The 23,357-nt window shown below is 35.0% G+C and carries 18 protein-coding genes and 1 pseudogene; 6 read left to right on the forward strand and 13 right to left on the reverse strand.

What is annotated here, in order from left to right; all coding sequences use genetic code 11:
• Positions 1-45: 45 nt before the first annotated feature.
• From ACM6HU_RS26870 to fdhF, 5 genes are all read right to left on the reverse strand, one after another.
• Positions 46-1,461: an amino acid permease gene (locus ACM6HU_RS26870; RefSeq protein ID WP_016113064.1), complete on the reverse strand. Its 1,416-nt coding sequence runs from the start codon at positions 1,459-1,461 to the stop codon at positions 46-48.
• Between the two features lie 104 nt (positions 1,462-1,565).
• Positions 1,566-2,699, reverse strand: coding sequence for an alanine dehydrogenase (gene ald / locus ACM6HU_RS26875; RefSeq protein ID WP_016113063.1), 1,134 nt, complete (start codon positions 2,697-2,699; stop codon positions 1,566-1,568).
• A gap of 574 nt (positions 2,700-3,273) precedes the next feature.
• Positions 3,274-5,145 carry a glycerophosphoryl diester phosphodiesterase membrane domain-containing protein gene (locus tag ACM6HU_RS26880; protein WP_016113062.1) on the reverse strand — a complete coding sequence of 624 codons (1,872 nt, stop codon included), beginning with the start codon at positions 5,143-5,145 and terminating at the stop codon, positions 3,274-3,276.
• 204 nt (positions 5,146-5,349) lie between these two features.
• The gene (locus ACM6HU_RS26885) at positions 5,350-5,832 is read right to left on the reverse strand and encodes a DUF1641 domain-containing protein (RefSeq protein ID WP_016113061.1); all 483 of its coding nucleotides are present in this window, start codon (positions 5,830-5,832) and stop codon (positions 5,350-5,352) included.
• A 12-nt stretch (positions 5,833-5,844) separates the two neighbouring features.
• The gene (fdhF, locus tag ACM6HU_RS26890) at positions 5,845-8,787 is read right to left on the reverse strand and encodes a formate dehydrogenase subunit alpha (RefSeq protein ID WP_016113060.1); all 2,943 of its coding nucleotides are present in this window, start codon (positions 8,785-8,787) and stop codon (positions 5,845-5,847) included.
• A gap of 461 nt (positions 8,788-9,248) precedes the next feature.
• Here fdhF and fdhD point away from each other — a divergent pair, with 461 nt between their 5' ends.
• Both fdhD and ACM6HU_RS26900 read left to right on the forward strand, forming a co-directional pair.
• Entirely contained in the window at positions 9,249-10,058 is an 810-nt protein-coding gene (gene fdhD / locus ACM6HU_RS26895) for a formate dehydrogenase accessory sulfurtransferase FdhD (protein ID WP_016113059.1), read from the forward strand.
• A 317-nt stretch (positions 10,059-10,375) separates the two neighbouring features.
• Positions 10,376-10,882: a GNAT family N-acetyltransferase gene (locus ACM6HU_RS26900; protein ID WP_016113058.1), complete on the forward strand. Its 507-nt coding sequence runs from the start codon at positions 10,376-10,378 to the stop codon at positions 10,880-10,882.
• 573 nt (positions 10,883-11,455) lie between these two features.
• Here ACM6HU_RS26900 and ACM6HU_RS26905 read toward each other — a convergent pair.
• Positions 11,456-11,578 carry a hypothetical protein gene (locus tag ACM6HU_RS26905; RefSeq protein WP_077294981.1) on the reverse strand — a complete coding sequence of 41 codons (123 nt, stop codon included), beginning with the start codon at positions 11,576-11,578 and terminating at the stop codon, positions 11,456-11,458.
• A gap of 337 nt (positions 11,579-11,915) precedes the next feature.
• On the opposite strand from ACM6HU_RS26905, the gene ACM6HU_RS26910 reads away from it, so the two are divergent.
• The 3 genes from ACM6HU_RS26910 (at position 11,916) to ACM6HU_RS26920 (ending at position 14,832) form a co-directional block, all read left to right on the forward strand.
• Complete coding sequence (locus ACM6HU_RS26910; RefSeq protein WP_016113056.1) at positions 11,916-12,587, forward strand: response regulator transcription factor; 672 nt, start codon at positions 11,916-11,918, stop codon at positions 12,585-12,587.
• A 164-nt stretch (positions 12,588-12,751) separates the two neighbouring features.
• Entirely contained in the window at positions 12,752-14,128 is a 1,377-nt protein-coding gene (locus ACM6HU_RS26915; protein WP_016113055.1) for a sensor histidine kinase, read from the forward strand.
• 191 nt (positions 14,129-14,319) lie between these two features.
• Positions 14,320-14,832, forward strand: coding sequence for a GNAT family N-acetyltransferase (locus tag ACM6HU_RS26920; RefSeq protein ID WP_016113054.1), 513 nt, complete (start codon positions 14,320-14,322; stop codon positions 14,830-14,832).
• Positions 14,833-14,872: 40 nt separating this feature from the next.
• Here ACM6HU_RS26920 and ACM6HU_RS26925 read toward each other — a convergent pair.
• A pseudogene (locus ACM6HU_RS26925) lies at positions 14,873-15,235 on the reverse strand (PLP-dependent aminotransferase family protein); the annotation flags it as partial.
• 125 nt (positions 15,236-15,360) lie between these two features.
• On the opposite strand from ACM6HU_RS26925, the gene ACM6HU_RS26930 reads away from it, so the two are divergent.
• Positions 15,361-15,900 (forward strand): DUF4871 domain-containing protein, encoded by a 540-nt coding sequence (locus ACM6HU_RS26930; RefSeq protein ID WP_016113052.1) that lies wholly within the window; start codon positions 15,361-15,363, stop codon positions 15,898-15,900.
• Positions 15,901-16,225: 325 nt separating this feature from the next.
• Here the strand turns inward: ACM6HU_RS26930 and ACM6HU_RS26935 are convergent, their stop codons facing one another.
• The 6 genes from ACM6HU_RS26935 to ACM6HU_RS26960 all read right to left on the reverse strand — a co-directional run bounded on the left by ACM6HU_RS26935 (position 16,226) and on the right by ACM6HU_RS26960 (position 23,271).
• Complete coding sequence (locus tag ACM6HU_RS26935) at positions 16,226-17,431, reverse strand: NADP-dependent malic enzyme (RefSeq protein ID WP_016113051.1); 1,206 nt, start codon at positions 17,429-17,431, stop codon at positions 16,226-16,228.
• Between the two features lie 68 nt (positions 17,432-17,499).
• Entirely contained in the window at positions 17,500-18,846 is a 1,347-nt protein-coding gene (locus ACM6HU_RS26940) for a 2-hydroxycarboxylate transporter family protein (protein WP_016113050.1), read from the reverse strand.
• A 122-nt stretch (positions 18,847-18,968) separates the two neighbouring features.
• Entirely contained in the window at positions 18,969-19,676 is a 708-nt protein-coding gene (locus ACM6HU_RS26945) for a response regulator (protein ID WP_016113049.1), read from the reverse strand.
• Positions 19,673-21,280, reverse strand: a complete 1,608-nt coding sequence (locus ACM6HU_RS26950; RefSeq protein ID WP_016113048.1) for a sensor histidine kinase — start codon at positions 21,278-21,280, stop codon at positions 19,673-19,675. The genes ACM6HU_RS26945 and ACM6HU_RS26950 overlap by 4 nt, the downstream gene beginning before the upstream one ends.
• A 362-nt stretch (positions 21,281-21,642) precedes the next feature.
• Positions 21,643-22,464, reverse strand: coding sequence for a C39 family peptidase (locus ACM6HU_RS26955; RefSeq protein ID WP_170927947.1), 822 nt, complete (start codon positions 22,462-22,464; stop codon positions 21,643-21,645).
• A gap of 21 nt (positions 22,465-22,485) precedes the next feature.
• Complete coding sequence (locus tag ACM6HU_RS26960) at positions 22,486-23,271, reverse strand: hypothetical protein (RefSeq protein ID WP_044880782.1); 786 nt, start codon at positions 23,269-23,271, stop codon at positions 22,486-22,488.
• Positions 23,272-23,357: the final 86 nt, after the last annotated feature.

A 23,357-nucleotide genomic window follows, 5' to 3' on the forward strand; every position in this document is an offset into this window, starting at 1 on the left:
TGCGCGCTCCCTAGGCACACAAGGCTTACAATTCATTATATCCCCTTAATTAGCTTTTTCTAAGCTATCTTGCGAACTTGTATCTTCTTTTAAATGACTATGTTTTTTCGAGTAAACAAAGTATACAACTACTCCGATTGCTAACCAAGCACCAAAGTACAGCCATGTTGTTAATGGTAAATTTACCATTAAGAATAAGCAACATACGACTGAAATAATCGGTAAGATTGGCACAAGCGGTACCATAAATCCGCGCTTTAAATTCGGATGCGTTTTACGCAGAATGATAACCGATACACCAACCATCGCAAATGTTAATAACGCTCCAATATTCGCTAAATTCGACAATTCTTTTAAATCGATAAATCCGGCAATTAAAGCACTACCAATTCCTGTTAACCAAACTGAAAATGTTGGCGCTTCTGTCTTCTTATTAATTTTCGCAAAAGATTTTGGCAATAAACCGTCACGACTCATCGCAAAGAATACACGTGTTGTTGCATAGATGTAAGCAAAAATTACAGCCATAATACCAATTACAGCTCCAACTGCGATTACACCAGCTACTTTATCCTGCCCTACCACTTCTAGTACATAAGCCATCGCTTCTGGTACATCTAATTCTTTATAAGAAACCATACCAGTCATAACGAGACAAACTGCAACGTAAATGATTGTACAAATAACTAACGAAGTAATAATACCAATTGGAAGGTCACGTTGTGGATTTTTCACTTCTTCTGCTGAAGTTGCTAATGCATCAAAACCTAAGAAAGCAAAGAATACTGCTGCTGCTCCGGAAAAGACTCCGCTTACGCCGTACGGTGTAAATGGTACCCAGTTCTCTGGTTTTACGTAGAATACACCAACTGCAATAAATAAGACAACAATACCAATTTTAATTAATACCATTGCGTTATTTACGCGTTTACTTTCTTTCGTACCACGTGATAATAACCAAGTTATTATTAATGTAATAACCACCGCCGGCAAGTTCACAATACCACCTTGTGATGGAATCGTTAACAGTGCTTTTGGAATTTCTAATCCAAATCCACTTATCAGGTTATGGAAGTAACCTGTCCATCCGCCAGCTACCGCTGCCGTTGTTAAAACATATACTGATAGTAACGTCCATCCCATTAAATGGGCTACAAACTCCCCGATTGTTGCATAAGAATATGTGTACACACTACCTGAAACGGGCAGTGTAGATGCCACCTCTGCGTAACATAGCGCTGCAAATCCACAAACAATTGCCGCAATCATAAATGAAAAAATAACTGCTGGACCAGCATCTCTTGCTGCTACTAATCCAGTTAATACAAGAACTCCTGTACCGATTATCGCACCAATCCCTAGCATTGTTAGGTCAAATGCCCCTAGCGTTTTCGTCAAAGTTTTACTTTTACTTTCCCCTAACAATTGCGTAACGGATTTCTTTTTAAATAGGTTGGCCACGATGTATGCCCCCTTCGACTAAGAAGAGCTAAGAGGTCTTCTCTCTTAGCTCTTATCATGTTGTATGAAATATTGTTCGATTGTTATTTAGTAAAATGCTGCTATTAGCAAGATACTGTTTCTGCTTCTAATAATTCTTTTGCACCTTTGTATTCTACACCGTGAGCTTCTGCAACTGCTTCGAATGTTACATAGCCGTCTAATGTGTTAATACCTTTTAATAATGCAGAGTTGCCTAGGCAAGCTTCTTTATAGCCTTTGTTTGCAATTTGTACTGCATATGGCACTGTTACGTTTGTTAATGCAAGAGTTGATGTACGTGGAACCGCACCAGGCATGTTTGCAACTGCATAATGAACAACGCCGTGTTTTTCATAAGTTGGGTTATCATGAGTTGTAATGCGGTCAGTTGTTTCGAAAATACCACCTTGGTCAATTGCGATATCTACTACAACAGAACCTGGTTCCATTGATTTAATCATTTCTTCTGTTACAAGTTTTGGTGCTTTTGCACCTGGAATTAATACTGCACCGATTACAAGATCAGATTCTTTTACAGCTTGTGCAATATTGTAAGGATTAGACATTAAAGTTTTCACTTGGTTACCGAAAATGTCATCTAATTGACGAAGACGTTCTGCACTTAAGTCGATGATTGTTACATCCGCACCTAGTCCAACTGCAATTTTAGCAGCATTTGTACCAGCTTGTCCACCACCGATAATTGTTACTTTGCCACGTTTTACCCCTGGAACGCCTGCAAGTAAGATACCTTTGCCGCCTTTGTTTTTCTCAAGGAATTGTGCACCAATTTGTGCAGACATACGACCAGCTACTTCACTCATAGGTGCAAGTAATGGTAAAGAACGGTTTTCTAATTGTACTGTTTCATAAGCGATAGAAACAACTTTCTTTTCAATTAATGCTTTTGTTAATTCTGGTTCTGGAGCTAAGTGTAAGTATGTGAATAAGATTAAACCTTCGCTAAAGTGTTTGTATTCACTTTCAATTGGTTCCTTAACTTTCATTACCATATCCATGTTCCAAGCTTCTTCAGCTGTATCAACGATTTTTGCACCTGCTTCAACGTACTCAGCATCTGTAAAACCAGATCCTATACCTGCACCCTTTTGAATGAATACTTCGTGATTGTTACGAACTAAATGTACAACACCAGCTGGTGTCATTGCCACACGGTTTTCGTTGTTTTTAATTTCTGTTGGTACCCCAATACGCATAATGAAATGCCCCCTTATAATTAACAGAAAAAAGGAATTCTTTTTTCTTTTTTAAATAATTAATAACTTATGTCCTTATTCTAGCATAACTTAAAAGCTATGAAAACGCTAACATACTAATTTAAAAGAAGTTTTTATATTGGGAATAGTGTAAATATAAAGAACTTTATTTTACAAGGGGTCTTCATGTTTTTTTATTATCTATCATTCTTTTCTTATGATCTATCATTCTATTTTCATTATAACCACGGAAACTACACATTCCTTATTTATTATTTGACAATAATATAACAATGTGAAAAAACAATACAAATCGCATACATATGCAATTAAAATCCCCTGTAACATTTTAGAAGTATATTCTTTTTTATATAAATCCATTTTAAATTTTCAACATATAAATGACTGCTATGAAGAGAAGAAGTTGACTTTACACTCGGTTGTTCTTGGCATGGGATAGGAAAAGAATTTGACCGCTTCTATGCACGGTCGGATGCTCTCGTCCACTTAAAAAGAAAGGTTTTATATCAGTTTTTCTATTTGCACTTATATAGTAAAAAACAGCTACCGATATTTAACCGGCAGCTGGATAACCTATGAATAACTTTGAAAATAAATCTTCCGTTGTTTCTGTAATTTTATCAAACATATCTGTTTCACTTTCTTCTTGCTCTTTCATCATTTTAATGGTTTTTTGTGCATCCACAGGATAGTCTGTAATAATCCCATCGACATTAAGCTTATAATATTTTTTAAAGCTTTCCATATCATTTACAGTCCATACATAAATGGGTTTATTTAATTTTCTTGCTGCTTTTACTAGGCGTTTATTTAACATATATTCTTCTGCCACATAGAAATCAGCCTGAACATATTTTAAATCCGCTCTGCTTGCATATAATATATATCCTACCTTTATATCTGGGTTTGCACGCTTAAATTCTTTAATGAGCGGATAGTGCAATGTTTGAATGACACATTGCTTTTCAAAGTCGTTTTCCTTAATTGTTTTTAATACTTTCTTTACAAAATCCTTTTCATTTCCATGTAGTTTCACTTCTATATTCAGTTTTATCTTGTTTTTTGCAAGCTTAATCATCTCATCAAGTGTACTAATTTTACCCGTAAATCCATCTTGGCTGAGAGTCAGTTTTTGAAGCTCATCCATCGTTAAATCTGATACTTGTACATTCGCATTCGCAAGACGCTTTAATTTCAAATCATGTATTACGGCCAATTGACCATCTTTTGTTTGTAATACATCAATTTCAGCATACTCTGCTTTTGCATCAATCGCACCTTGTAGGGCCTCTTTCGTATTCTCTACTCCTTTGGAAACATATCCACGATGTGCCATAATAACTGGCTCTTTATATGAATTCGTAATAAACGTCACAATAAAAGCAACAACCATGCCCACGGTGAAAACACCAACAATATATACACCAATAAACTTCAAACGATGCTTTTTAAAAAAACATTTATTCGCTTTTGTTTTGGAATAATCTAAGCCTTCTTCTAATAAAACATCTACAACTGGAACCTTTTGTAAATAAAGTCTTGTCAATGCCATAATATAAAACGGAGTTACAATAAAGCTAAATAAATACAATGTACTCGTCAAAAATACAGATAGAGTAGATTCTGCTAAGAGGGCAAATGTCCCTTTTGGATTCGTAAATTCATATACACCCCATAAAACTAATAAGTACATTCCCATTAATAAAACAAATACAATCCCGATCGAGATAAAAAATCCAATTAAAAAGAACAAGACTTTAAAAAAGCTTCCTTTTACCAAATTTGCACTTTTACGTGCAGCCGTACGAAATGTTTTTTCTTCTAAAACAATAATAGGTAAAACAAAGATCCACCTAAGATTCAAGTATGCAACTACAGCAAAGAAAGCATAGTAACCGACTTGTCCCATTGTCGTTTTAAACAATTCTCCTGTAATAAAATTAGGAATTTGAATTTCAGGAATTAGTGCAGATTTATACCCCATGCTTAACAGAGGTAACAATACAACCGCATACAAAACAAATCCAGGTAAGCAATATGTAAACAGAGAAGGCAAATACGTTACCGTTTTATATAAAATAGGTCGTAATTTCACCTTTTGTCGTTTATGTGCAAAATATGAAATAATAATAAGCACTGCAAACTCCGTAAAAATGAGAAAAAGTGCTAATATCGATAAAATGAAAATAGTTGCGATACCATATGGAGTTTTCAAAAAAGCTAGCAATTCATCGTTTGTCGCATTTGCATAGCCACCAAAATACAACAATTTATTAAAAATAATACCGAATAGCGGTATAAATACAATGGCTGCTAATAATTTATAAACAAGCTGAAACGCCAACACATTCCAAAAAGCAAATTGCACTGTTTGAAAGGAATGTTTCATGACTCCTGGTATAGATAGTCTTTTACGGTGTAGCATAAATCCCTCCAAATTCTAACGCTATATTTGAGATGGATTCCATATTTCTATTTCAAATCCATCTTTTTTATAATAATATATTCCGCTTAATATGAACACTCTTATACATCCCAAAAAGAGTGACAGGCACAACCCCATCACTCTTTCTCATTTTTACCACACTATTGACGGGCAGTAAGACCCCCCACTGATTAAAATTTCACCTTATTTTTTCCCTAATCCTTGTCCAAATGCTTTTAAAAAGCTAAATCCAAAGGTAATCGCTCTATTGATATCAGGATCTTTTAATACTTTAAAGAAGTCCATAACCTTTGTTTTCTTACCCTTTTTTAATTCGTCTGTTGCAAATTGTAATCCTGTAACTAAACTCGATGTCACCTGTTTTGTTACTTCTGGATCAACAGAAGATAGCGCTTCTCCTGCCCCCATCATATTATTTAATGCATTTTTTACCGGTTCACGATTTAATTGCTGGGCAGCAATTTTAGAAACATCTTCTTTTGCAGCAAGCAAACTAATTGCTGCATCTAATATGCCAGCTTGTTGCAACTGTGCTAACAATTGCATCGTCTCTTCTACCGCTTCACGATTCTCAGCTAATTGGGTTAGCAGTTCATCTGATAACTGTTGTTTCTTTTCTGCTTCTGTAATGACCTTTTTCTGAATCAATGTAATTTCTTTTGCCACGTTCTTCGCCCCCTAGTTCTGATCCACAAGTGATACGTACTGCTTTCTCTGCCATTTCTGCTGAATTTCAACACCATTTTGCGGATGACGCTTTTTATCTCTTGGGTTTGAAGCAGGAAGTGGACGATTTCCTTTTTCACGTAGTACACGCATTTTCACCATCGTTTGTTTATAAGCCGGTGTACACGTATATAGGTCTGTCGCTGTTCCTGTTAAAATATTAATCGCTTCTTCATTTACTGTCGCATGCATCGGTAAATATAACTCGTTTCCAGTCACACGATCTGTAATAAGTGCCTGTACTTTGATTTTCCCAAACGGTGATGTCAGTTCTACAAGGCCACCATCTTTCACATTCCGCTCAGTAGCAAGCTCAGGTGAAATCTCAACAAACACCTCAGAAATTTTGGATAGAATCCCCACTGATTTATTTGTCATATTTCCTTCATGGAAATGTTCTAACATACGACCATTATTTAATAATAAATCGTAGTCTTCTGGCGCTACAACTGGCGGCACCCATTCATCTAGTGAAAGACGGGCTTTTTTATCAGGGAAATTAAAACCATCGACATATAATAACGGTGTATCACTACCGTCATGACTTCCCCAGCATAAACTGTTCCATCCTTCTAAACGATCATATGTTGCTTGTGAATAGAGCGGCGCAAGTGATGCAATTTCATCCATAATTTCACTTGGGTTCTCATAATTCCAATCCCCACCAAGTGCACGTGCTACTTTTTGTAAAATCCACCAGTCTGGTTTAGAATCACCAAGCGGTTTAATAACTTCATATAAACGTTGAATACGGCGCTCTGTATTTGTAAATGTTCCCTCTTTTTCTAAACTTGGTGCTGCTGGTAAAATAACATCCGCAAAGCGCGCTGTTTTTGATAAGAACATATCTTGAACAACAAGAAAATCAAGATTTGCTAAAATATGCTGTACATGATTTGCATTTGAATCTACTAAAGCCATTTCTTCTCCCATAACATACATACCACGCAATTTTCCTTCTTCTGCTGCAAGTAGCATCGCAATGTTATTTAGCCCTGGCTCTTTCGGAATCGTAGTTCCATATGCTTTTTCAAATTTCGCACGCATTGCATCATCCGATACCGCTTGATAACCTGGAAGCCAGTTTGGTAATGTTGCCATATCACAAGCACCTTGTACGTTATTATGTCCGCGGAGTGGATATGCACCTGCACCCGGGCGACGATAGTTACCTGTTACAAGAAGTAAGTTTGAAATCGCTGCAGATGTTGTACTTCCTCCTGTATTTTGTGTAACACCCATACCCCAAAGTATACAAGTACCATCTGCTTCATATACCATACGAGCCATTTCTTTTAATGTATCTTTAGAAATACCTGTAATACTTTCCGTATAATCAAGTGTATATTTTTCTAACATCTTGCTATATTCATCAAAATTCTTCACATTTTCATCTAAGAATTTTTTATCATACCAATCTTGATCAATAATATATTTTGTCACACCAGCAAGCCATACATAGTCAGTTCCTTGGCGCGGATGAACAAACAGATCAGCACGCTCTGCCATTTCATGTTTGCGAAGGTCCGCTACAATTAGTTTTTGTTCATGTAGCTTGTGAGCACGTTTTACACGTGTTGCAAGTACTGGATGTCCCTCTGTCGGGTTTGCACCGACAACAATGACTAGTCCTGCCTCAGCAATATCTTTCACTGTCCCAGCGTCACCGCCCATACCAACAGTTTTAAATAAACCATCTGTTGCTGGCGATTGGCAGTAACGAGAACAGTTATCCACATTATTTGTTCCATATATTTGACGAGCTAACTTTTGCATTAAATAATTTTCTTCATTCGTTACTTTCGAAGAAGAAATAAAGCCAAATGCATCGCTACCATGTTCCGATTTAATATGTTGCATATTGGACGCAACAACCTCTAAAGCTTCTTCCCATGATGCTTCAACGAACATATCCCCTTGACGAATCAACGGTTTCGTAATACGGTCTTCACTGTTTACAAAGTCCCATCCGAACTTTCCTTTCACACATGTAGAAATTCCGTTTACTGGTGCGTCTGATACAGGTTGTACTTTTAAAATTTGACGATCTTTCGTCCATACTTCGAACGAACAACCTACACCGCAAAATGTACACACTGTTTTCGTTTTATTAATCTTCGTTTCACGCATTGCAGATTCAACTTCTGAAACTGCTAAAATACTACTATATCCAGGCTCTACATCCTTTACAAAATCAATCATCGGATCTAACACATCCGGTTTCAACCCCGTCATAAATCCTGCTTCCCCAAGCATAGATTTTTCCATTAATGCGTTACAAGGACAAACTGTTACACATTGTCCACAACTAACACAAGATGAATCGTTAATACTCACGCCATTATCCCAAATAACACGCGGACGATCTAAGGTCCAATCAATTGATAACGTTTCGTTTACTTGTAAGTTCTGACATACTTCTACACACTGCCCACAAGCGATACATTGGTTTGGATCATAACGGTAAAATGGATGAGTCATGTCCACTTCTTTTGCACTAACTTTCGGTTCATATGGATATTTCTGTTCTTCAATTCCCATCATATGTACCGTATTATGAACTTTACAATTACCGTTATTATTATCACATACTGTACAATACAATAAATGGTTCTCTAATATTCTATCCATTGCTTCCGTTTGTGCTTCTTTAGCACGTGGTGAATTTCTTTCGATATGCATACCATCTTCCAATTTCGTTGAACAAGCACGCAATAGCTTTCCATCTACTTCCACAATACACGTATCACAAGTTTGAATTGGATCCACCTCTGGTACATGACAAATTTGTGGATGTTCTAAATTACTTTCGTTAAATAATTGCAGTATCGTTTCTTCACCAGATGAAAGAAATTCTTTTCCATCTATGGTTACACGAACTGTTTTTTCTGCCATAGTTTCCCCTCTCCTTACAACCAACTGTACAACACAGTTTTGAATCCGTTTTCAAAACTGTGTTGTTATACATATTTTTTGAAACACTCTGTTGAAATCCTATCTTAGAAGTCGATTCTTGATGCTATAAGGTATAAAAAATGACACTATTCTACTACTCTATTATATCTTACATATACAATAATAACCAAATAATATATAGAAACTGAAAAATAAACATAAAACCTGTCTTTTTAGGTGGGAGAGAGCATCCGGCCGTGCATAGAAGCAGTCAGTTCCTTTTCCTGCCCCATGCCAAGTGAAAACAAAGAGAGAAAACAAGTAGCGGTCATCTTTTCTCTTCCTAGCAGCGACTTATATGTCGAAAAATCAAAATGGATTTATATAGATAACAGATGCTTTTATTTTTTCAATGTTTTATGATAAATAGGAAGAAAAATACATATGAAGGGAAAAATACTATGGGGTCTGTCCAAGAAACATGTAAAATGGTACGTTATCAAGCTGGAATATTCCTCGAACAAGAAGATGAAATTGTCACGGAATATCCTGTAACGATTAAATTAAACGGGGAAGAATATGTAACAGTTGTATGCACTCCAAATTATATTGAAGATATGGTAATAGGTTTTTTAATTTCTGAAGGAATTATTGCTTCTTATGAGAACATTGATGAGTTATGGATACAGAAAGACAAAGGGGTTGTCCATGTAAAAACATCACAAATCAATCCACTCTATCAAACGCTATATAACAAACGATATGTCACTTCTTGTTGCGGCAAAAGTAGACAAGGATTTGTTTTTGTAAATGATGCAGCAAAAGCAAAAACTTTACATGATATACATGTAACAATTACTCCAGAAGAATGCTTTCATTTAATGAACTCCTTACAGCAATCTTCCACTACGTTTCGTCAAACAGGCGGGGTTCATAATACCGCCCTGTGCGATCGAAATACCGTTCTCATATCAAGAATGGATATTGGACGACACAACGCATTGGATAAAATATATGGCCATTGTTTACGCAATCATATCCCCATTAAAGGGAAAATTATTGTATTTAGTGGCCGAATCTCATCTGAAATTTTGCTGAAAGTTTCTAAAATCGGTTGCGAAATTGTTCTTTCTAAATCAGCTCCAACAAAATTAGCATTACAGCTCGCTCATGATTTAGGCATTACGGTAGTTGGGTTTATTCGTAATGACTCCTGTAATATTTACACTCATCCAGAACGAGTTGAAGGATATATAATAGAAACAAAATGATTCCTGCTAAAGGAATCATTTTTTAGTTATAAAAATGTACTATATTTATTTGTTGAATAGTTAATAAAGTTAATATATAATTTCATTACATAAAGTGAATCATAAAAAATGCCTGAAGACACATGTCTTCCTCGCATATATCTACTTATTCTTTTACAAATTAAGAAAGAATAAGTACAAAATATGTTTATGAATACACAGTAGATGTTCTATCAATATAATCATCAGACTCTTACGGATTACAATCTCCTGCTTTACATAATAAAGCCGAGGATCTATTTCCCTATAGAGTGAGATAAACTGAGGAGGTTACAGCTATGGAAATTCGCTTATTAACAAAAGAGGATGCAAAAATTTATTTAAAAGTTTGTATGGAAGGATTAAAACAAAATCCAGAAGCCTTTAGTTCTTCTTATGAAGATGTGCTAAAACATGAGGATCCAGTTGCTGCAATGGCAAAACGTTTATCTAATCCTGATAAATATACCCTTGGTGTCTTTAAAGATAACGATTTGATTGGACTCGCGACTTTAGAAACAAAACCATTTATTAAACAAGAACATAAAGCAAAAATCGGCTCTGTTTACGTCTCTCCAAAAGCTCGCGGTCTTGGGGCTGGACGTGCATTAATAAAAGCCATTATTGAAAATGCTCATAAATTACATGTAGAACAACTCATGCTTGATGTTGTCGTTGGAAATGTAGCTGCAAAAAAATTATACGAGTCACTTGGCTTTCAAACATATGGTGTACAAGAACGTTCTTTAAAACACAATGGACAGTATTGGGATGAGGAACATATGGTTTTATTTTTGAATAACTAATCATACAACATATATAAATACAAATTGAAAAACCGACATAAAACCTGTCTTTTTAGATGGAAGAGGGCATCCGCCCATGCCAAGTAAAAGCAAAGAGAGAAAATCACCTTTTGTTCTTTATAATCGTGACTTATATGTTGAAAAACCAAAATATATTTATATAACTTTTCACAAAAGTACCTTTTGTGATAAAGGTGCTTTTTTCTTACAACAATGTAATGTTCCCGTCATCTTATTGAATGGTTCTATTCCCCCCTCTTCGCTATACTAAAAGTACGAAATCACAGCCAAAAGACATGAGAGATGAAAAAATAATAGAAGTAATAGAATGAAATCAGTAATTGGAGGAATAACAGATATGAAACAGCACAAACATCTTATTTTGTTCATTTGTGGTACAATAATCGTCACTTCAGGATTAGCAATTCTTCCTTGGTTTATTGTATAAAGCTTCCGTCATTTTTTGGTTCCTTCCTATACAAAAATCCCCTGTACATAGCATACAGGGGATTTTTACGTACAAATAAAAAAGCTTATTGTTTCTCAAAATAAAACAATGAGCTTTTACATTTATTATAGAATTCCGAAAAATTTATTAGTACATGTCACAATGATTAGCATAGATACGGCAATACACATCACAATAGCATTGCGCTCTTGTTTATCTTTTTGTAAACGTTCTTCTTTTTTACTCACGTGTATAGTCCCCTTTATAACAATAAAAAAAGTGGGAGATAGGAGATTTTCCTTATCCGATGCGAGGTGAATACGAAATTTCTCACTATCTCACATACACAATAGAATGGAATTGTCATTTTATAAATAAAATGACATGACGTTATGTCGCAACATAGGGTATTTTGTGTCGCTACGCTTTCTATTATAAAAAAGAGTTGTGCAAAAGTAGTGCATTTTTTATGTCAATTGCCTTAGTAGAAAAAATACACTACAATTCAATCACGTAAACAGAGTTTTTTATTATTTTCATGTAAACTATACAAAGTAGAATGAATGTTTTGAGGTGCACAAGACTATGATTAAAATCTTATTAGTAGACGATGAAGAACGCATGTTACGATTGTTAGATTTATTTTTGAGCCCACGTGGTTATTTTTGTATGAAAGCCAATTCAGGTATAGAAGCTCTTGAACTAATTCAACAAAAGAACTTCGATATCATTTTATTAGATGTGATGATGCCCAATATGGATGGATGGGATACATGTTATCAAATCCGTCAAATCAGCAATGTTCCAATCATAATGTTAACAGCTCGTAATCAAAACTACGATATGGTAAAAGGACTTACAATGGGAGCCGATGATTATATTACAAAACCTTTTGACGAACAAGTACTAGTTGCACGAATTGAAGCTATACTGCGCCGAACAAAAAAGGATGGTTTTATAAGCTTCAATGGTATTGAATGGGATAAAACCAAACATACTGTCACTGTTTACAACGAGAAAATCCCCCTTACACCTATCGAATTTTCATTACTAGGACTGTTTTTACAAAATACGAACCGAGCATATAGCCGTGATGATTTAATTGAAAAAATATGGGGATATCAAACGGATATTGAATATCGTACTGTCGACTCACATATCCGCAATATCCGTGATAAATTACGAAAAAAAGACTTTCCTGTTGAAAAATACTTAGAAACCATCTATAAAGTGGGATACAAGTGGAAAAGTGAATAAAAACAAATAGTATAGTGAAACTTTGATTAGCAAACATTTTTTATCCCCCTATTCGCTGTACTTTAAGGTAGGGGGCTTACCGTCCGAGAATAGGGGGATAAAAATTTGATAAGTGGTGAGATACCTCCCTCTAGCTATTAATGTGAAATAAAGGTGTGGTAAAAATGAATAAACTTTCCCTCAAGATCGGTACATACTTTTTAATATTAGCTCTATGTATTGAAACAATTGCTTTTGTATCTTTTTATACAAGTTTGTCGAACATGCGTATCGAGGAAGAAAAAGCCGCTCTTTTAGAAAAAGGGAAGCGCTATAGTAATTTTATTTCAAAACGTTATGGTCCACGAGCTTTTGAACATGCTGCAGCAATGGAATCACATTCTAATTCAGATACAAAGTTAGTCATAACAGACACCAATGGGCAAATCCTTTCTTCTTCTGATCCGATAACACCAGAAATGAAAAAGCAACTTGCTTACAAAATACATTGCACTTCAATAGATGGAACTTTGGTTGAGAAAAATTGGAAAACATCGAAATTTATTTCAACAGCAACGCCAATTATCATTCATAAACAAATTACTGGATATGTACATATGTTTTTAGATACCGCATTTTTAGAAAAAATGATTCTTCGCTTAGCACATCAATTTATTATTATCGGTATATTAACTCTTGTTTTAACAACAATTTCTGTATTTATCTTTTCTCGTGTCATTACCGATCCTCTTATAAAAATGAAACGTGCAACAGAAAAAATGTCAAAGCTAAATAAACCGATTAAATTAGGAATTAAACGCAATGATGAACTCGGTAGTTTGGCCAAAACCATTGAAGAATTATCTAGTGAATTAGCCTACATGAAAAAAGAACGAAATGAATTTCTTGCAAGTGTAGCCCACGAACTGCTCACACCTCTCACGTATATGAAAGGTTATGCAAAAGTGGCTAAAAGAGATTCTCTCTCTAAAGAAGAGCGTGAAGAATATTTACAAATTATTGAAGATGAGACAGATAGTGTAACAGAACTCGTTCAAGATTTATTCGATCTTGTTCAGCTAGAACAACATCAATTTATTATAAAAAAACAAAAGATTCCTTTACAGCCTTTTCTAGAACGCATGATTGAAAAAACCAAACCAGCACTTGCTAAAAAGCAAATAAAAATTAAATTTCACTGCACAGATAACCCTAATGTCTGTATGGATGAACGCCGAATGGAACAAGTGATGCTAAATTTATTACACAACGCCTATCAGCATTCTTATGAACAGTCAGTTATTACTGTACAAGCATCGCAAAATGGGAATACTTTTTCTATAAGTGTGCAAGATGAAGGAGAAGGTATTCCACGAGAAGATATTCCGCATATTTTTGATCGTTTTTATCGAGTTGATAAATCAAGAACTCGAGCTACGGGTGGTAAAGGAATCGGCCTAGCTGTTGCAAAAGAAATTGTTGAGTTACACAGCGGCTCCATTCAAGTAAAAAGTGAATTAGGAATGGGCACCGAATTTATTATTAAATTACCAATTGAATAATCTATACGTTAAATCACCAGTAGTATTCTTACTTCAAAACTGCTGGTGATATTATGTTAATAGCTAATATGTATTCGCAAATTATTAGTAAACCCATTAAAATGCTAATGGTACAAGCTGACCTTTTGAAATTATTCTTATTTCAATATAAAATGGAAATACAACTGTGAAAGATTCGGAGGGTGATATAATTGGAAATCCATGTATTAACAAAGCAAGAGGCAGAAATTTACTTAGAACTTCGTGTAGAAGGATTAAAACAAAATCCTGAGGCTTTTAGTTCTTCTTATGAAGATATTATTAATAAAGAATGTCCGATTGAGTATAAAGCACAAAAATTAGCACAGGATGAAAACTATACACTAGGTGCATTTAAAGACGGAAAATTAATCGGAGTTGCAACCCTGGAAACGAAACCATACGTAAAACAAGAGCACAAAGCGAAAATTGGTTCCGTATATGTATCTCCAAAAGCGCGCGGACTTGGAGCTGGAAAAGCACTTATTAAAGAGTGTATTGAACTTGCCAAAACACTAGAAATAGAACAAATTATGCTTGATGTTGTTGTCGGAAACGATGGTGCCAAAAAGCTTTACGAATCATTAGGATTTAAAACCTTCGGTGTACAAGAGCGTTCTTTAAAATATAACGGTCAGTACTGGGATGAAGAGCATATGGTTTTATTCTTAGATGAAGAAAAATAATAAAAAATCCTCACGTATATGAGGATTTTTTTATTATTTTTTACGATAAAAACCATGCTTTATATAACAATTGAATTGCCTCTTCAATCTCTGCCTCTGATAAAATAGCACCCCCAAGTAAAACTGTATTTTTTGGGGCGCTTCCTTCTTCATAGTACGTAGAAACCGGATATATTTTTATATCCTTATCAGATGCCCTCTTTATTAATTCTTCTTCGAACATTCCATTTCGAACCTTTAATAAGATATGTAGGCCAGAATCTTCTCCTATCACTTCCACCTTATTAGAAAAGTACCTTTCTATCGCTGAGACAAGAGCATCCCTCTTTTTTCGATAAACAACTCGCATCTTATGAATATGCTTTTCCCAATGTCCTTCGTTTAAAAACCTTCTAATGATTTCTTATAGTACAAAATGTCAAAAGAGGTCATACTAAACTTATGACCTCTTTTTATGAATTAAAAGGAATTGTCCTGTCTTCTAGCAAATACAATTACACTAACTATGAAAAATAGGAGTGTGGCAAGATGAAAAAAATTGGAACCGTGCTACTTTTCTCCTGTATCATCACTGGCTGTACCTCACTAGGGCAAAATTCCAAGGAACCGATAAAAGAAATAACCGAAATCTCTAAACCTCAAAATAATGCACCTACCTTTTTTCACCTTAGCGTCTTAAAAGATGTTTACTGGCAAGAAAGTCCATCCTTTGTAGAAGGAAAGATGCCGTTAAAAGGCATTGAAGGAAAGATTGCAGTTGCGGATAGTCCTTTCATTGCCAATGAGAAAAATAAACAGATGTGGTTCTTCCTCGATCCGCAAATGCCATCTGGAAAATTATCTATTATTGCTTTAAAACAAGGATCTACAGCACCCACTCCCGTACTCTTTCAAGATGAAACTTCCGAACAAACTTGGACCACTCCTACTCCCATTCATTCAAGTATAAAAGAATTACCTCTTCTTATGTCACTGCCTTCTCCTGGATTATGGGTATTAAATGCGTATATTGACGAGAAATATTATGAACAAATCGTTATTCATGTAGAAGAAAGTGACAAAGCTTAATTTCTTCCTTACAACAATGTAATTCTTATGTCATCTACTTCGATAGTTGTATCTCCCTCTCTCTCTTATACTAAAAATAAGAAATGCAACAACAAACAAGGAGAGATGAGAGATGAAAAAAGTGATGGATGTTGTAGTGGCAATGGTAGAGGTTTTCGTAAATGGAAAGCAAGTTGCAATGGAGTTGAATAAATAATGCAGAGCGAAATATTTATTACTAATAATATAAAACAATAAGCGGGAGTACGATTTCTTTATTGTTTAGATCTCTTATCTCACTAAAAAAGCAGCGCCCTTCTAAGAAGATGGCACTGCTTTTTTATTATTATTTCGAATAACTTGGCATTTTTGTAATTTGCGCTACTCCTGATTCAATTGCTGCTTTTGCTACTGCAGCTGCAACACTTGGGACAACTCTTTTATCTAGCGGATTCGGAATTACATAGTTTTCATTACGTTCTTCATCAGTAATGATGTTAGCGATCCCATATGCTGCAGCTAATTTCATTTCCTCTGTAACATCTGTTGCACGTACATCTAATGCCCCACGGAATATACCAGGAAATGCTAGCACATTATTTACTTGGTTTGGATAATCAGAACGCCCTGTTCCAACTACAGCAGCACCAGCCTTTAGTGCATCCTCTGGGTATATTTCTGGGATTGGATTCGCCATTGCAAACACAATTGGTTTTTCACTCATTGTCTGTACAAGTTCTGTTGTTAACACATTAGGAGCAGATACACCGATAAAAATGTCTGCTTCATGAATCGCTTCTTTTAATGTTCCACGTACATATTCGCGATTTGTTTTCTTTGCAATCTCTATTTGTGCCGGATTCATCCATGATTCATCCTCACAAACAATTCCTTCTAAACTTACTAATGTAATATGCTGCGCTCCAGCTTGTAACAGTAATTTAGCAATTGCTATCCCTGCCGAACCAGCACCATTAATGACAATTTTCACTGCATCCATCTGTTTATTTACAACTTTTAACGCATTAATAATCGCAGCTAAAACAACAATTGCTGTTCCGTGTTGGTCATCATGGAACACCGGAATATTTGTTTCTTCTTTTAAGCGCTTTTCAATTTCAAAACAGCGCGGCGCTGCAATATCTTCTAAATTAATACCTGCAAATGTAGGTTCTAAATTTTTAACAATGGTTACGATTTCATCTACATCAGTCGTTCCAAGACAAAGCGGAAATGCATCTACATTCGCAAACTTTTTAAATAAAATACTTTTTCCTTCCATAACAGGCATAGCTGCTTTCGGGCCAATATCACCTAATCCAAGTACTGCTGTTCCATCTGAAACAACTGCAACCATATTACCGCGCGCTGTATAGTCATAAGCTGTTTCTTCATCTGCAGCGATCGCTTTACAAGACTCAGCCACTCCTGGTGTATATGTCAAACTTAAATCATCTGCTGAATTCACTTCTACTTTACTTGTAATTTCAATTTTCCCTACCAATTCTTTATGAAGTAATAATGAACGTTCATTAATTTGACTTTCTAACATATAAATAAGCTCCTCCTAATTTGACAAGCTAGCTACGTTTTTACATAGCTAGCTTGTATGATAATAATTTACGAAAACATTTTTAATAAAATTGTTGCTGTTACGACCATTGCAGCACCGCCCAAACGCGTTGAAATTTGCGCAAATGGCATTAATTCCATACGATTTGAAGCTGATAAAATCGCAACGTCTCCAGTTCCTCCTAATCCGCTATGGCATCCTGTTACAATCGCAGATTCAACTGGGTACATTTTCATGACTTTCCCAACAAGGAAACCAGTCGTGATCATTGTTAATACTACTGATGCACACACCACAACATATCCAACTGAAAGAACAGCTGCTACATCTTTTAATGGAATATATAACAATCCTAAACCAACCATTAATGGCCACGTTAAGCTTGTCGAAATAAATTTATATAAGTGATATGCACCTTGCTCCATTTTTGCTGGCATTAATTTAAAGTATTTTACAAGTGCTGCTGAAAAGATCATAATGATTGCCCCTGGAATACCAATAAATTTAGAAGCAAATCCACCGAAAATAAAGAACGTACATGCAATTAATAAACCTGCTCCCATTAATGAGAAGTCAATTGGTTTTTCTGTATTTTGTTCTTTTAATAATTCATCTTGATCACCTGTTTTTACCAATGCACCATTACCGCTAAGCTCTGGTTTTTTCTCACCTAAGCGCTTCATGTATCCAGCGCTTACAATCGCAAACATATTTCCGATAACCGCTGCTGGAACAAGCTGAGATACAAATGTTGCTGATGATTGATTTAAAATGTCACTGTAAGCTAAGGAAAGTGGTAAAATACCTTCTCCGATACCACCGCTTACAATTGGTACAATGATAAAGAAGAACGTTCGCTTCATTTCAAATCCAAATAATGATCCAACTAATAATCCAACTGCAATAGAAGCGAGTGTTCCTACAACTAATGGAATAAACATGCGAACAAACCCTTGTACTAACACTTTACGGTTCATTCCTAAAACACTTCCGACTACTAAACAAGAAATATATAAATATAAAAAGTTCGATTTTTTCATTAGCATCGTCGCTGCTTCCATTGAAGCTGGATTCATCCAATTAAAAAACACTAGTAAAGATGGAATAAATAATGAAAGAATTGCTGGTCCACCAATATTTTTTAAAATCGGAATCCTCATCCCAATATCACCTAAGAAAATCCCCATGATCATAATGACTGCAAATCCACCAATCATATCAGCAGGTAACTTGTTATATACAGATGCTCCATAAATAATAGCTGCTAATACGATATATAACGGTAAAGGTATAACACCAATTTTAATATTCATGATTTTTGAAACAAAAGATTTTTGTTCCACCTCTGCTGCTTCCACGGATGATACCGCTTCCACCTTTTTTTGAATCCCCATATAGGCACCCCCTTATATTCTTATCTACAATATTAAAACGCTTTCAATAGTAAAAATAGTTTTTGTAAGTTTTGTAAGTAGTTTTGTAATTAAAAAAAGTATAAGCAGCTTATATAAGCCGCTTATACATACAAACGTATTTTGTTTTCATCGATGCACTTTAATTTACTTACTGGTCTTCCCACATGTTGATAAACCATTTTATTTTCTAAAACTCCAATTTCAGTTAAAAACATTACATACTTTCGAATAGACACCCTTGAAATTCCAACTAATTGAGCCATTTCATCTGTTGTAAATGCTTGTCCATGAAGTGATTCTATTTGCTTCCAAATTAACTGTAATGTTTGTCTTGTTAGCCCTTTTGGCAGCTCTTTATTCACATGAGTTTCTACTTTTTCTTTTTGTAAAATCAACGTATCTAATTCAGACTGGCTAATTTTTTGCTGTTCTTTCATAAAGATAAATTTTTCTCGATATGCGGTTAATGCTTCCTTAAACCTTTCAAATGTAAATGGTTTAATCAAATAATCAACAACCCCATATTGAAGTGCTTTTTTAATACTTCCCATATCATGCACAGCTGAAATCATGATAACATCAATTTCTTTTTCTTGATTCCGAATATGCAGTAGCAATTCAAATCCTGTATCTACAGGCATAAAAATATCAAGCAATATGAAATCTATAGACGATTCCTTTAATATCTCTACTGCTTCTTTCACAGAATTAGCTATATGAACAAGTTCAAACCCTCCTACTTGCTCTAAATAATGCTTATTTAACATCGCTACCATTGGATCATCTTCTACAATCAAAACTTTGATCATGTCCCTATCTCATCCCTACTTTTGTATGGTATTTCAATGGTTATAGTCGTTCCCTTCCCTAACAAAGACTCTACCTGTATATCCCCATTTATTCGCTTTAAACTATCCTTTACAAGATATAAACCATATCCTCGATTTTCTCCTTTTGAGGAATACCCTTTGACAAATAATTTGTCAATTTCTTCTTGCCGGATTCCAACTCCTGTATCTTTGACTGTGATAATCATCTTATCCTGATATTGAATAGAAATATCTACTCGCTTATATTGACAATTTATCACCGCATCTAATGCATTATCAATTAAATTTCCTACAATTGTAATGAGTTCATGAATAATACTTTCATCATATGGCTCTGGTAAGTAAGAATTTTCGCTTACAATGAGTTGTATACTCTTTTCCCTTGCGTAACTAAGTTTACCAAGCATAAATCCTGCAAATACAGGATTTTTTATTTTTCGCATCACACCACCAATTTCATATTGATGCTCCGAGACCATGTTACTAATATAGGTCTCTAATTGTTCATAATGCTTCATATGTGTAAGCCCTAATACAACATGCATCTTATTCATAAACTCATGAGATTGTGCCCTGAGCGCTTCTGCATAAAGTTGAATATCCGTTAATTGTTCTGCTAATTGCCTAATCTCTGTTTTATCACGAAATGTTGCAATAGCACCAACAATTTCTCCTTTAACATATAAAGGAACTCTGTTTGTAACAATGGTAATTCCATAAAGATTTTGTTCCTCATACAATTGTGCTTTCCCCGTTTGTAACACTTCTTTTATACATGAGTTGGGCATATACTTCTCAACATCTTTACCAATAAAATCTTCTTCGAGACCACTTTTCTTAAATAACCGTTTCGCTTCGTTATTAATTAAAGTAACTCTCGCATCTTTATCGACAGCAATAATTCCTTCTTTAACAGATTGTAACATCGTATTCCGTTCTTCTAAAATTTTTGCGATTTCGCTAGGTTCAAGATCAAATAAAATTTTCTTAATATGTCTAGCTAATAAAATAGCACCTATAATTCCAACTAAGATTCCAACACCGATACCGATATAAATAATGTATCTACTCTCTTTTATCCTCTCATGCACATTATCAGCTGAAATTCCGACAGCAACAACCCCCATTTGTTCTCTCGTTTCAGAAAAAACAGGTACAAACACTCGCATAGAGATTCCCAATGTTCCTTCTGCCATTGATACATGTTCTTTTCCTTTTAAGGCTATCCCTTCATCTCCCCCTACAAAGTGATGGCCGATTTTTTGAGGATTTGGGTGAGATTTGCGAATGCCATTCATATCCATGACCACGATAAATTGAACATCTGTATTTTTTAACAACCGATTTGTATACGTTTGAATTTCAGATATATCTTTTCTTCCTGCTAAAGCATCTATTACAAGTGGTGAATTTGCTACAATACGCGCGATTGTTTTTGCTTTTTCAGCTTGACTTTCTTCCGTCGTACGTTCGACATTATGACTAATTAATATATCTGTTACAAGTAAAGAAAGTAAAATAACAGTACACACCAGCAACGTAATCGTTTTCCATAAACTTAACAATTTTTTTCTTTTTCTCATCCCTTTATTGTCTCCCTTATTTCCTCTTTACTACACGCGAAATCTATCTTACTTATTCTTTTTTATGAATACAACACTGAACTTTAATCATGCCTCAGCAAACGGAATTTTACGAGGATTTTATCTCCCACCTATTTTTCTTTATTTTTACTGAATCTTGAGATGAGAATATTACTGTTCGCAAATAGTTAAATAAATTAATAATAAAACGAGAAATATTCATCATTGTTTTTCTCTCCTATCTCCCGATGTATAACGAAACAAAAACAAGAGAAATTCAGTATAAGAAATTATGCTGAGTTCCTCTTGTTTTTGTTAAATATAATCATCACTTTCTCTTCTTAACCCCATTTCTGTCCCATTCACTTTGAATTTTGCACATAACTAATAGCTTGACTTCCCATCTGTACCCATGCCTGTTCAAAGCTTTCGCGTGGAACACTTACACTTGCAGTATCACTAAGCGGATCATGAATATAAACTAACTCCTTATCATAACCAATAAGAAGAATACAATGTTCATTGTACGTAATAGAGACATTACCTGCATCTGTTTCCCATGTATCAAATTCATTTTCATCCAAAGGAGCATATGTTGCATTTGTAATCATAACAACTGGCTTGCCCTCTTTTACAGTTTTATAAATTTCATTTATATTTTCACCTGTTAAATCAACAACTTGATTTGGCAAGTATTTATTTGCTAACTGAAAAAGCGGTTCATGATACACACCATATCCTGATTCAGAAAAAGTATAAATATTCCCTACAAACCCTTCATGTGGATTACCGCGTACACCATCATTTGAAAAGGCAACTTTCTGTATTTCATCTGCCAGCGTCATCTTACCTACAGAAACACCTGCGTACTGTAACATCATGGCTAAGCTAGTTACTTCGCAGCCTCTATCTAACTCTGGTAACTGCTGGATAAAAGGTACATTTTGCAATAATACTTTTTCTTCATCTGCATTCCCCAGCGTCTTTTTCTTTTTTTCTTGCGCAACTGGAATGACAAGCTGATTCTTACCGCTTTCCTTTTGGACAAATTTGTTTGAGACGATTCTCTTTACATTTTCTACACGTTTAGTAACAGGCATTATGCCGCTCCTTTTCATATATACACTACTGATAAATATCCCTAATACAATCAAACATATATACACCTTCCACTTTCGTATCATTCTTCTATCTTCACGTCCTTTTTAATTCGTTAAATACGAATAAAATGCATCCGCATCTGTTTGAACCATAGGTAAAAAGACAAGTTCCTTTCCCTTTTCAGGTTGTTCCTTTTTTATTTTCTCTGTTAACTGCTCGATATTTGTATTTGTACTATCTATGCCAAGATCGTCTGCAATTTGTATTACTTTCTGCTCATTTATTTCTCTTAGCACTTGGTAAATATCTTTACCATATAAATCAATATGAAGTTCTTTTGCTTCGGCCTGAATTTTCCCCTCGTATACTTCTTGTGCCAAATCTTCTATACCTTTTCCTTTTTGAGAAATTCCAAGCTTTTCCGCTTCTTCTTTTACCTTTGTTCCATAAACCTCTTCAGCAACTTCATCTATTTTTTTTCCTTCTTTTGAAACACCGAGTTTATCTGCTTCATCATTTATTTTGATTGTATTAATTTGATTGACTAAATCGACAATGGATGTATTTTCGATCGGTATTCCTAATTTTTTTGCTTCTTGTTTTATTTTTGTTTCATAGATTTCTTCTGAAAGAGCTCCTACATCTTTTCCCTCAGTAGAGATTCCTAACTGTGTCGCTTCTTGATCAACTTCTGTTTCATGAATCTCCTTTTCTAACGTAAGCTGCTCTTTTCCATCCGTTTCAATTCCTAGTTTTTGCGCTTTCTCCTCTGTATAGGCCACATGCGTTTCTCCGTTATTCAGTTGTTCATTACTGCACTGCGAAAAGTTAGTTTTACCTTTTGACGTTGTAGAAGCAGACGCCCCTCCCATTACGCTTAAACTCATCATGCCAATAACAAATAATGACACTATCTTTTTCTTTTCCAAATTCCTTCTCCTCCTTTATGTTTTTCGTACGATCTGCCTTCCATTTT

Origin of the sequence: Bacillus sp. IT-79MI2 (genome assembly GCF_949768135.1) — a bacterium.
Classification (GTDB): Bacteria; Bacillota; Bacilli; order Bacillales; family Bacillaceae_G; genus Bacillus_A; species Bacillus_A pseudomycoides.